General features: G+C 27.6%; 8 protein-coding genes. 3 read left to right on the top strand and 5 right to left on the bottom strand.

The genetic code is table 11. The features are described from left to right. Positions 1 to 10 precede the first annotated feature (10 nt). The 5 genes from QEJ31_RS11815 to QEJ31_RS11835 are packed head-to-tail and all read right to left on the bottom strand — an operon-like array spanning position 11 to position 7,325. Positions 11 to 3,901: a hypothetical protein gene (locus QEJ31_RS11815; protein ID WP_280590377.1), complete on the bottom strand. Its 3,891-nt coding sequence runs from the start codon at positions 3,899 to 3,901 to the stop codon at positions 11 to 13. 19 nt (positions 3,902 to 3,920) lie between these two features. Then, positions 3,921 to 4,676 carry a DotU family type IV/VI secretion system protein gene (locus QEJ31_RS11820; RefSeq protein WP_280590378.1) on the bottom strand — a complete coding sequence of 252 codons (756 nt, stop codon included), beginning with the start codon at positions 4,674 to 4,676 and terminating at the stop codon, positions 3,921 to 3,923. 5 nt (positions 4,677 to 4,681) lie between these two features. Next, positions 4,682 to 6,028: a type VI secretion system baseplate subunit TssK gene (gene tssK / locus QEJ31_RS11825; RefSeq protein ID WP_280590380.1), complete on the bottom strand. Its 1,347-nt coding sequence runs from the start codon at positions 6,026 to 6,028 to the stop codon at positions 4,682 to 4,684. A gap of 16 nt (positions 6,029 to 6,044) precedes the next feature. Next, a complete protein-coding gene (locus QEJ31_RS11830) occupies positions 6,045 to 6,623 on the bottom strand; it encodes a hypothetical protein (protein WP_280590382.1) in 579 nt (192 codons plus the stop codon). Between the two features lie 3 nt (positions 6,624 to 6,626). Then, positions 6,627 to 7,325 (bottom strand): hypothetical protein, encoded by a 699-nt coding sequence (locus tag QEJ31_RS11835; protein WP_280590383.1) that lies wholly within the window; start codon positions 7,323 to 7,325, stop codon positions 6,627 to 6,629. A gap of 386 nt (positions 7,326 to 7,711) precedes the next feature. Here QEJ31_RS11835 and QEJ31_RS11840 point away from each other — a divergent pair, with 386 nt between their 5' ends. The 3 genes from QEJ31_RS11840 (at position 7,712) to QEJ31_RS11850 (ending at position 12,142) form a co-directional block, all read left to right on the top strand. Beyond that, positions 7,712 to 9,550: a HAMP domain-containing sensor histidine kinase gene (locus QEJ31_RS11840; RefSeq protein WP_280590385.1), complete on the top strand. Its 1,839-nt coding sequence runs from the start codon at positions 7,712 to 7,714 to the stop codon at positions 9,548 to 9,550. A 12-nt stretch (positions 9,551 to 9,562) separates the two neighbouring features. After that, entirely contained in the window at positions 9,563 to 11,062 is a 1,500-nt protein-coding gene (locus QEJ31_RS11845; protein WP_280590386.1) for a sigma 54-interacting transcriptional regulator, read from the top strand. A gap of 93 nt (positions 11,063 to 11,155) precedes the next feature. Then, complete coding sequence (locus QEJ31_RS11850) at positions 11,156 to 12,142, top strand: coproporphyrinogen III oxidase (protein ID WP_280590387.1); 987 nt, start codon at positions 11,156 to 11,158, stop codon at positions 12,140 to 12,142. Positions 12,143 to 12,144 lie beyond the last annotated feature (2 nt).

Consider the following 12,144-nt stretch of genomic DNA (forward strand, 5'->3'; position numbering starts at 1 on the left):
CAAAAAGTGTTTAATCTACTTCCTGATTTTTTGCAGATTTTCTATCTAAATAAGGAGCTTCAGTCGGAAGTTTTGGGATATTCAAACGTAAACCCTTATTGTTTTTAATATTAATTGTGACAAAAAATAAGACTTTTTTGTCATTATTAATTGGAAATTCAAATTTTAATGTATTTTTAATGCAATAATTAATGTTTGCACAATCTGCGTAGTCATTTATAAATTTTAATAATGACCAGCGGTTTCTTATATTATAGTATATAGTATTATTAGTAATAAATATATTTTTATCTTGAGAAAATTTATCTAATGAATACTTGGAAGTATTAGCTAATGTTACATAAAATTGCAAAGGATCTGAATAACTCCAAGTGAATTTTCCTTTAAAAATATTGCCTTGATCTGATCCAATTACTTGGTTTCCACTCTGTAAAGACCAATTGATAATTTGATTTCCTAAGATTTCTCTATCTGAATTTGTGCGAAAATCAAAATCAACATTCCATTTAGTAGGAGTGATGTTTCCATCTTTATCAGTTTGGATGCTGAAAAAACTTTGAGCATTTGCAATACTTTGAACAAAGTTTTGCACATCACTTCTTCCTTTATAGAGATTGCTAAAGTTTCTTAAAGTAGGTAAGTCTTGTTTTTGAAACTCATTAAAACTTTGAAAAAAGTTTGCCATATCGTCCATTGAAGCGCTGTCTAAAGACTTGTTATCGGAAGTAAAAGGAAATTTTCCTGCTAATAAATTATTGTATTTCAAAGCTATTTTATCATAACTTTGATAAGCTTGTTTGATTAATAAGCTTTGGCATCTTTTACTCAAAGCTGCGTATAACTCTCTTTGCTTTAAAGAAAAGTAATCTCTTGCACCTATCACGGGAGGTTGTGCAAGAAATCTGCTACAGGTTTCTGTTCTAAGATTATTCATATTTGTACTTATAAAATTAGAAAAACTAGCATAAGAATTTACTTTAGGCGTTGCTGACAACGCATCTTGAAGAGAGATTAAATTTTCTAAAGATTTATCATAAACTGCAGAAGTATCTTTAAAAAATAAACTTCTTGTCTGCAATAATGGCGAAATACTTTTATTAAAAAATTGTTCTAAATTTGACTTTTGGGTACTTAAATACATTTTTAAGTCATCATCAGATCCTACCCCAAAACCTAAAAATGCTGGTGAACTATCACCAGACCAATTCATAAAGTCAGAGGGATTTGGATTAAAAAATGGACTCAGTTCAAGTAATCTAGAATAAATCTTAGCTTGTCTTACTATTTGTTGGTTTAGTATTGAGCTTAAATAAATATTTAAATCGGAATTATTACTTGCTATCAGTAGATCTGAGATAGATTTTAAAATGGGACCAGAAATCTGAATATTTTGAATATTAGGATCTACTTGATTACTAAATACTGACGGCTGTTGGTCGCTAGCAGCACTAAAAACTTTAATAGAATTAGCAAGTTTAGTATTCCAGTATTGGTAGCTTAATGTTTTAGATATATTTTGAAAATAAAGAGCTAGGCTTTCTGGTAACGAGTTTTGATTTACACTTGTCATTGCCGAAGCAAAGATGGTTCCTTTTTGCAGATGGTTTTGCAGAGCCTCTATATCCCATAAAGAGTTTGAGGGTAGATTTAAGGAAACAAGTTTTAGATCTGAATTTATGTCCTTATTACCAGACTGAGAAAAGGTATTATCTTGATTAAATGTATTTTCCATTTTAGCAAGAGCCATAGCAAGCTGGCCTAATCCTGAATTCAATATAAATAACCCACCATTATTAGAAATAATTGGGAAATTGGCTCCTAATGGAATAAATAAAACAAGATCTGTTTTAAATTTCTCAAAATTTCTTTTTGCATCTTCAAGAACTTGAGCTGAAAAAGGTTTTCCAAACAATGCATGTTTTTCTAAGTCTGCTAATAATGAAATAAAATTAGGGCCATAAAAACTATTAACATCTTTCAATTCATTTTGACTTTTTAGTAAATTATCTTGCAAATTATTTAAGTCATTTATAAAGTTGTGAAGAAATTGTAATTCATCAGATTTGTTGTTAGTATGACTTCCGCTTTTTATAAATATAATATCTGAATCTACTTTGTCTAAAGCTTTATATAACGGGTGGCTTTGCTCAGAATGTATAAAATATGCTGCTAAATTGCTTTTTAAAGCTTCAACTGATCTAGCATTAAAATCAGTAATAGTTGGTTTTACAAATTGCGATAAATTAGTTGAATTAAGAGCAGAAAACACATTTTTTTCAGCAATGGATTTACCGCAATCAAGACCATACAAATAATTAGCCATTAAAGTTAACGCTTCAGTATTATTTTTTGAATTCCCATTTAAATATGAATAAATATCACTAATTTTTTTGTTATCTTTTACAAAGTTATTAATTACTTTCAAAAACTCTTCATGATTTTGAAAAGAGGCTGGTTGAATAGCTTTAAAAGTATTTAATTGAGAAGTAACTTTATCATTAAAACTTTGTACCATAACTTTTGAAATAAATTTAGCTAAATTTAAATTATATTTTTCTGTATATTGTTCGGAAATATCAGAATTCCAAGATGGATATAGTAGTGGATAATGAAAATTAGTTTTTGATAATGTATTAGAATTATTTATTAGTGAGCAAATTTTATTTTGCAGTAAATTTGTATGCTCTGTTTCAGCGATTATTTTATTATATCCAGTATTTATAAATTTATTAAGTTCATCAAAACTTTTTAGAAATATAGAACGTTTTTCAGTTAAAAAATTAGTAGAACTGAATAAGGAGTATCCAACAAAAAGAAGATTTACTGCAGTTAGAGCTGCTAAAATTGTCCTATTTCTTAATTTTTCTTTAATATATTCTTTAGAAAGAATTGATCCATTAATTAAATTAATTGAAATATATTTAAAAAAGTTATGAAGTTGTGAAGTTGTTTCATCAAAAGAATCTTTTTTGTAAAAACTGCTTAAATTTATAATGTAATGAGAATTTGTTAAATCTTTTTCTGAACCGGTTAAATTTTTATAAAAATAATCATTATAGTTTTTGTTAAAAGAAATTAAGTTTGATTTTAAATTAAAAAAGAATTGTATAACTTTTAATTGAAAGTTTTGATCAAGTGTAAGTAAATAGTGCTGTGTTTGAGCTTCATAACTATCGACACATAAATCTAATGCTATTTTCATTTCTCTATATAAATCATCAGCATTGCTTAAAGTTTTGTGATAAAATGAAAAGATAGAAGAATGGTCATTTTGCAAAGAATTTAATGGAAATAAATGAAAAGGAGGTACATCATTCATTCTTGAATTATCTATAAAAAATAATGGTACTTTTGCTTTTAATTTCCTTGTTATGGATTTGAAAATTTTCGCAAAACTTGACGCTTCTTCTGAGAGCTCTTTATAGTTAGTTGTTGTTCTTGAAAAGGCATTTTGATTGGGAAAAAATATGATTCCATCAATGCTTAAGCTTTTTCTAAGTTTTATCAAATGACGCAAATGCAAACTCAAGCGCATGGATTGTAGATCTTCATTATTCTGTAACAAGCAGTGATTAAAAAAGACAAAAGATGTAGCATTAATATCAATAATTTCAAAAGCATTTTTTTGGTCGACAAAGAAATTTAATATTTCAGGTCTATCTAGTTCTTCAGATAATTCTTTGAAGTATTCAGAAAAATCATGAGAAAAAACGAGAAATAAGTTTTTATTTTTAAATATTTTTTTATTATTTATAAACCAATATCTATCATATAAAAACTTTTTAATTCTTTCACTCTTAAATAATTTTGAAACATCAGGATTCCAATAATTAAAAACAGACCATGAAAAAACCAAAATTGCTGTTAGAAAAATTGCGATATAAAATAAAATTAGTGTCATTTTTAACCTACTTTATGTTTTACTGGATACTTTTTGTTAATATATTGTTATTTAAAACCCAAATGTAAATAGAAAAAGCAAGAAAAACAGCAAAGAGGAAGATATTTGTTAACATTAAGGAATAATTTATTTTCTTATTTCGTATTTCAAACTCATTGTCACTAGGTTCATAGTTTGATGTTGGAAGAACACCAAGCATATTTCGATTTTCTATTTCAGAATTACTTTCAATGTAAAATTGGTATAGATTTGTTTTTATAACTTCAATTTTTTCAAAATCGCTTGAATTATGATATTTACCTTTAAAACCAGCAGATAAACAAAGAAAATAGCAGTATGCCAATTCTCTTGTTTTATAATCACGGTTCAACAAAATTTTCTCACAATTATCATAAAATAAGTCACCAGCCGAATTTGAAAAAAGCAGTCTGCTTTCTAAACTGTGCTCTTGCCAATAGTTTTGGCCTGGCCAATTTTGAGTGATCATCATTTCGTCTACAACGGCTATTAAAGCAAAGTTTAAGTACTTTAAAACTTCCGAACCAAAATATTTTTTATTTTTCTTTAAAGAGTCGATTTTTCTTGAAATAAATTCTTCTATTTCAGAAGAAATTAAATGAAAATCTTGGTTGTTATTATCATGAGAGATATTGTCATTATCTTCAATATTTCTTATTTTTGAATTATAGTCAGTAATTTTTGTACTGAAATATGTTATTGCATCTTCAGTTGTTAAAATTAAACATTCTATTGAAGATAAATCTAAACTTTTCATGTTGTTTATTTCCTAGAGTATAAAATGACTTCTTGGGGTTGATATTGTATATTTTCTTGAACACTAGAAGAAATAATTAAATTTATTTTATCTTTTTTCATTCCATCAAGCTTAATATAGACTAAATAAATGCTTTTTTTAGGGATAAGAGAGTCATATTTTTCAATAATAGTTCTTGACATACCTAAAGATTTTCTTTCAATCGTTGTACTGTATAGCTCTTCATCACAAATGACTGCTGATTTTATCCAATTAGAAAAATTATCGTGAGAAACTGTATAATTCTTTTTAAATCCTATGATAATATGTGTATGATTATCCACAGTATTTTCATTAGTAAAAATCGTTGTTTGGAAGCGCTTATCAACTTTAGATATTTTAGATAGTTTGAACCCAGTAGGAATCTCACGCTCTAAAAATTCGATGATTTGCTGCTGCAATTTTTGAAAACAACTCATGATATTAAAATGATCATAATTAATTAAAGATTTAGGTAATTCATCAATATCACTTGAAGTAATTGCGCTATAAACATCATATAAAGCTAAATAAAGATGAAAAGGATGAAGTTGTTCAGAATATACAAATGCTTCGAACTTAGGTAAGCATAGCTTAAGATTTTTTAGAGATTCTTTTCTACTAAAGAATATACTTTTAAAATCATCATTTTCAAATTTATGGATATCTTCCATAATGTCTTGAATTTTATATCTTAGAAGCATACATATTGAGTTACAAATTTTCCATATTTCAGAAGTATTAGTTACTTTAGTAATGGGAGGAGTAAATAATTCAGTCTTATAAAAATTATTTTCCACATATACTTTTGCAATTGGAATAGCTAGATAATTTGAAACTAATTCATGCTCAAATGCTAAAGAAACATTAGGTTTTAATCTTGGGATATAAATTTCGTCTTCACCGGTATTTTCATCTAAAGAATAAGCATCAATATTAACTGATTTATAACGGGAAAATGCAGAGTTTAATACGTAGTTATTTTTTTCGTTCTTAGGTACGCAAACAACTAAAGTTAAAGGTTTTTTAATAAGAAGATCTTTATATTTAGTTAGATCAAATTCAAGCGAAAATTTATCTTTGAAAGAATTAAAGTAATATTCTAAACCATCTTGAAAAATACATTCCAATTCTTCAATTTTTAAAAGACCATTAGTAAAGGTATTTTCTTCATATCTGAAGTTAATAATTCCAAATGGATAGTATAAATTTTGATTCATTGAGAATTGAAAAATATTTTCTACTCTATTAAATGCTTGCTGAAAATGTTGAGGCGAAAGTAACATACCATCATGCCACATTACTTTATCAGGAATATCTTTCAAACTTTTCATAATGAATTCCTTTTAATTATTTGAAGTTATAAGAAATAGAGGCAACCCCTTCAATATTTGAAGTGTCACTTAATTTTTTATAATCTGACATGATTAGTTGATATCCAGCTCCAATATTAAATTTAAAATTTTCTGAGATATTAACTTCAGCAGAAACTACAGGGGTTAAAGCCCAAAAATAGTGAACAATGCTTTTGTTTATAATGCCTGGGGTACTATTCTCGCCAAATGCTTGACCAGCACCACCATAAATTTTTATTTTTGGATGAACGACGGAAGAAGCAAAAGGAACTACTGCGAGACTATTCCCACAGTACCAAAAGTTTTTTATTGTTTCGTTATTTTTTTCATCAATTGTAAATTCTTGAAAAGTATAAGTACAAAATAATGAAGTTTGAAAATAGTGATTTAATTCAATACCTAATTCGGTAGTTGTAGGAAATATATTTTGTCCATTCATTTGAGTGTAAGCTGCACTTTGGGAGGCAAAAATATGAAAATTATCTTTGCTACTATTTTGAGATACTTCTGTAATTAAATTTTGTTGAATATACAGATCGTTATCTTGTGGTATTTGATATGCATTAAATTCCATTTTTTACTCCGGATATTGGTTAAAATTAAAGCCAAATGTAAAATATTTTATTCTTGTATTTTTATAAGGATTTAATTTAATAGGTAATGAGTTTAAATTATTTTGAGTACGAGTGAATAAAAATGCACCAACAGCGCTAGAGTTAACATCAAGTAAGTACTCTGAATAAGTTAGATCTGGAGTAGTTTCGAAACGATAAATTTGGAGATCATTTGAAATACGCAAATTTTTGTTAGCTTGTGATAAGGTAAACCAGTCTTTAACTTTTGTATCTAGTATTTGTTGATAAAGTTCTGGTTTATAAACAATAACAATTTCGCTTAAAATAGAAGAATTATTATTTGCATTTTTTTGAGTATATATTTGTACACCAGTTACTCTACCAAATAATCTATCAAATAAATTGCCCGGTTTTTCTCTAGATTGTAATCCAGTACTATTTTGCTTAGGATTTAATTCTTTTCCTTTTGGATCATCTTCTGAGCTGAAAAAGTCATTTATAGATTTTGAGGTATCTTTAGCTGAATTAGCTGTACTAGTAGCTGATTCTGCGCCGGATTGGGCATTTTCCGCATTAGTCTTTAGGTTATCATGTCCAGAGGGGTTATCCTGCGCTAAGGCAGTATTAGAATAAGAAATGCCTAGTAGAGCAATTAAAGAGGTGCTTAAAGCGGTTGCAATTTTTTTTTTTGCTTTTTTCACTGATGAAATAAACCTCTCAAATTAATAGAATAGAAGCTAAGAAGTGCTCTAATAAGTAATTATTTAAGCAGTTGTTTAACGCTATCATGGAAGCGTTACGTTTTACTATAATTACTTTAATTTTAATTTCAACAAAAATATAGTTGCAAAAAGAATTGACAAAAAGCAGACCAATAATATAAAACTTAATAATAACAGATAGTTATATATTTAATAAATTATCTTTTCTAGCATTCCAAAATATCAAAAAAATCCCTTGATACAAATAGCTAATCAAGTTACCTTTCTGCTGGAAGTTTGTTTTGCAAGTGTGATATGAATTATAGTAGAAAATATCCATGAAATTAAAGAACAAATTGCATTAAATAATGTGGAGGCTAATTTTAATGGAGGAGCAATTTGTTAAAAGTTCTAGCAAATTACAAAAAATTTATAATCCAATTAAAAAATCATTAAAATTTAGCAAATCTAAGACAGTTTACAGGTCTATATTATTTTGGATTTCTATCCTTTACGTTATTATTGGTGGATTAAGTTTTTTAACGAAAAAATATAGAGTTGATAGTTTTCTTGATTTTAATCAGGAATATTTGTTAAATATATCTTTGCAGCAACAAAAAAAATTACTTCAACTAGTACTAAGTAACATGAAAATAGGCACAGATGATGACTTATTTTCCCTATCAAAAGAATTTTTTTTAAGTGAAGATAATTTTGTTTATATTTTTTATGATCCTTTAAAAAATAGTCTTATAACTCCTTATGGTTTTGATGAGAATCAAATTATTAAAACAAGTAATTTAAAAGGAATTTTAAATGATACTGAAAAAAGTAATAATAATGAATTATATTCTGCAAATAATCTGGGTTTGAATAGTCTCTTTCCTAATTACTTATTTGTATCAAAAGTAGTTAAAATAAATGTAGATAAAAATTTACTTGTTTTAATTGGATCTAATAAATCAAATTTCAAAATAATGAGTAATCAATTACTAGCTAAAATGTTACATATTGATTTTATTGTTATTTTTGTTTTTTTTGTGTTGTATTTATTGATAACAATTTTTGCAATTGCTCCTGTTTTTATCTTTATTAAAAAATTTAATCTAAATAATTTAAATTCTTCAGTATTTAAATTTAAAAATAAATTTGAGTTTAACCATATACGTTGGCTAAGAGTAACTTTGCTAAAATCATTAAGAAAATTAGAAAAATTTGAAGCTGAAAAAATACAAATGTTGAATTCCTTAATAAAACACCAAAATGATATTAGCAATGGTAAAATTGTTTCGCAAATTGTTCATGATTTAAAAAGTCCTATTTCTGTTTTTGAAGAATTACTTCACGATAAGGCGTTAATTAATAATGAAGAACTCTATAAAAGATCTAATATCGCTTTACTAAAAGTCTATTCTTTAATAGAAAATATAAGGGATCCAAAAAAAGAAAAAATAATTAATTTAAAAAATGATAATTTTGATTTTTCTAAAATTATTTCTGAAGTAAGCTGGTATGCTAAAAAGAAGGAAATAAAAATAAATTGTAAACCTAGTTGTAATACTCCAGTAATTTATTGTGATCACATTAAATTAGAAAGATGTATACAAAATTTAATTAGAAATGCTATTTTTTATTGTCAAAGTACTTGCTCTATTGAATGGAAATTAACAGAAAGTAATGAATTATATATTGAAGTTATCGATGATGGTAAGGGTGTTTCTAATGAAATGCTTGACAAAATGTTTGAATGGAGAATTACAAATAATAAGTTGGAAGGTACGGGACTAGGTCTTAGTTATGTTAAATTTGTTGTAGATATTCATCAAGGAAGAGTTTCATACTTTAGAAGAAATAATTTAACTGTTTTTTCTTTGATAATTCCAAATGTTTTAACTTATTTTTCTGAAAATACTAATAAATTGAATTATACAAACAGTTGTAAAAAAATTGATAAACCAATTTGTAATAAATTAATGTTCATTATCGAAAATAAAGATGTTCTTGAAAAGTTAAAAAATATAGATTGGCCTGAAAATATAGAAGTGGATTTTACTTCACATCTAGAAAAATCTTATGATTTACTAAATTGTTTTTGTATTTATACTGATACTAGTTCAGATTTAATAGAAAAAGCTTTATCTCAAGGGATAGCAGTTGTATTGCATAAAGGCTATTACACTGATGAAAAAATATTAAAAAAAGTTATTCAATTTATGAAGAAATAATGGTGGCTAGTTATGCTTTATGATGAATTAAGTATTTTGATTGTTGAAGATAATAAAGAAGAGCTTGAAAAATATATGGCTTTTGCTCAAGGTTGTGGTTTGCATTCATTTGGAGCCACTAATTTAGAAGATGCCAAAAATTCATTAGCCCTTAATGGTTTCGATATTTTATTAACTGATATTCATTTAAAGAATTTAAACGATCATAATATTGAAGATTCTGGATTTGATATAATCCAATTTGCTTTAGAAACTCAGCCTCAATTAACTGTATTGGCTATGTCGCATGATCTAGATAAAACTATATTTGATAGAGCTATTAAATTAGGAGTAACTCACTTTCTAAGGAAACCCATTTATAACTCCGATGAAATATTAATTTATATAAAGCTAGCTTTGCAAAAAAAACATACAACAAATCAAACTCAACTTGAAAAAGTAAATTATAATAAATTCCTTGATAATAATCCCTATTTTAAAATTTATAAAAATGGAATAATAGTCTCAAATAAACATGATAAATTTTTAAGTGGTGTAGCAAAAAATAAAAAAATTCCTTTAGTTTTAAATGGAGAAACTGGTACAGGAAAAGAAGAATTTGCAAAAATATTACACAAAAAAAGAGTAGAATTAGAAGGTATGATCCCATTTATTACAGTAAATTGTGCATTACTTGATAATGATTTAACTTCTTCTCTTTTATTTGGACATAAAAAAGGTGCTTTTACAGGCGCAAATGAAACTACAAATGGCTATGTTGCAGCAGCTGATGGTGGAATTTTATTTTTAGATGAAATTCATACTCTCGATCTTACTACGCAAAGGAAACTTTTGCGTGTTTTAAATGATGGAAGTTATAATAGAGTTGGTGATATGCGAATGATTCACTCGTATTTCCAGCTCGTAGTAGCAACTACAAAAGATTTAGATGAAGAAGTTGAAGAAGGAAGAATGCTTGCTGACTTTAAGTACCGAATCAGTGGAGCAGAGATTGTTCTTGATCCTTTACGCGATAGGTTAGAAGACATACCTCTATTTATCAGTGTATTTTTTAAAAGAGAAAATATTGATGTATCTGATGAACTTATTTTACAAATAAGTAAAATGTGTCAAAAATGTCTCTGGAAAGGAAATATCAGACAACTTTTTCGTGTATTACAAAGAATGCTCATAAATTCCCAATTACATGAAGAAGAGCTTAATATTAATCATTTAGTTCTACCGCATAAAGAACCTATGACTTTTAAGTTTGAGCAAATAAAGTCACCGTCATTGCAAAATCAAAATTCAGAAGTTTCTTTCAAAGATGTTAATAGTACCGATGTAGGAATTATTAAGTTGCTAGAAAAAGCTTTGCAAACTGATACTTCTTTGAATGAGACAATAGATGAAATTGAAAAGCAAATTTTAATTAAAGCTATGAAAAGACATGACAGTATTGCGAAGGCGCATTTGGCTTTAGGGATCAGTCGGAATGCTATCGATGCAAAACGGAAAAAATATAGAATTTAAAATGATAACTATTTTTGTCTGAATATTCCCCAAGCAATTGCAATTGAGTAGACATCAGGTGTATCTCTTTGTTGGATTCGGTTAGGAATCTATATGAAGGAGAATTTACAAATGAGTGCCTTGCTTCGTGGGAAAGAGTTTTTAGAAAAAAATCCAATTCTTCAACTAGATAAGCTTTTCTCGCATTCTCTATCTGATCCAAAAAAAGCAGATCCTATTTGGGAGTTTATCCCTCCAGAAAATAGTGAAACAGTTTTTTTTCCGCATGAATTTATTCATTTATTACTTTATATCCGAAATCTAAATAAACTAGCCTTTAATACCTTAGAAGGTGAAGAACTTTGTTCAGTCAAGTCGTGGGATGCTCGTCAGCATAATCCAAGTAGGAACTTGAATGGTGGCGGAGTGATGACGGTAATTCGAGCGAATCATCTTGAAAAGTCTGCTGTAAATTTAAGTTGTGTCTGGGGAGAGAATTACCCATCAACCGAATCAGAATATGCAAACAAACCTTTTGCTGCAGCGGGAGTTTCGCTTATCTCGCATCCTAGAAATCCATTTGCACCCATTATGCATATGAATATTAGGTGTCTAAAGGTCTTTGACAAAGAAAATCCTGTAACTTGGATAGGTGGTGGTGCAGATTTAACACCAATGTTACCTTTTAAAGAGGATACCAATTTATTTCATTCAGCTATGTCAGATGTGTGTGAGCAAAATAAACAAATCGCAGATTATCAAAAATTTAAAAATTGGGCTCAAGATTATTTTTTCATCCCCCATAGAAAAGAAGAGCGTGGTGTTGGAGGAATATTTTTTGATTACTTAAAAATATCTAGTCCAAAAGATTTCTCATTACTTCTAGATGTAGGTCAATATTCAGCTAGGGCGTATGCTGAAATTTTAGGAAAAAGATTAGATACTCCTTATGATCAAGATCTTATTGAGAAGCACCACTATTGGCGAGGAAGGTATGCTGAATTTAACTTGGTTTATGATCGAGGAACAAAATTTGGACTTATGTCTGGAGGCAATTATGAAGCCATTTTTTGCTCATTGCCTCCTCAAGTAAAGTGGTGATT

Origin of the sequence: Pigmentibacter sp. JX0631 (assembly GCF_029873255.1) — a bacterium.
GTDB lineage: Bacteria > Bdellovibrionota_B > Oligoflexia > Silvanigrellales > Silvanigrellaceae > Silvanigrella.

Bases quoted from the DNA above. Each gene is read 5' to 3' on its own strand.
- tssK (WP_280590380.1), bottom strand. From the start codon at position 6,028: ATGAAAAGTTTGAAAGATATTCCTGATAAAGTAATGTGGCATGATGGT.
- QEJ31_RS11815 (WP_280590377.1), bottom strand. From the start codon at position 3,901: ATGACACTAATTTTATTTTATATCGCAATTTTTCTAACAGCAATTTTG.
- QEJ31_RS11840 (WP_280590385.1), top strand. From the start codon at position 7,712: ATGGAGGAGCAATTTGTTAAAAGTTCTAGCAAATTACAAAAAATTTAT.
- QEJ31_RS11850 (WP_280590387.1), top strand. From the start codon at position 11,156: ATGAAGGAGAATTTACAAATGAGTGCCTTGCTTCGTGGGAAAGAGTTT.
- QEJ31_RS11830 (WP_280590382.1), bottom strand. From the start codon at position 6,623: ATGGAATTTAATGCATATCAAATACCACAAGATAACGATCTGTATATT.
- QEJ31_RS11845 (WP_280590386.1), top strand. From the start codon at position 9,563: ATGCTTTATGATGAATTAAGTATTTTGATTGTTGAAGATAATAAAGAA.
- QEJ31_RS11820 (WP_280590378.1), bottom strand. From the start codon at position 4,676: ATGAAAAGTTTAGATTTATCTTCAATAGAATGTTTAATTTTAACAACT.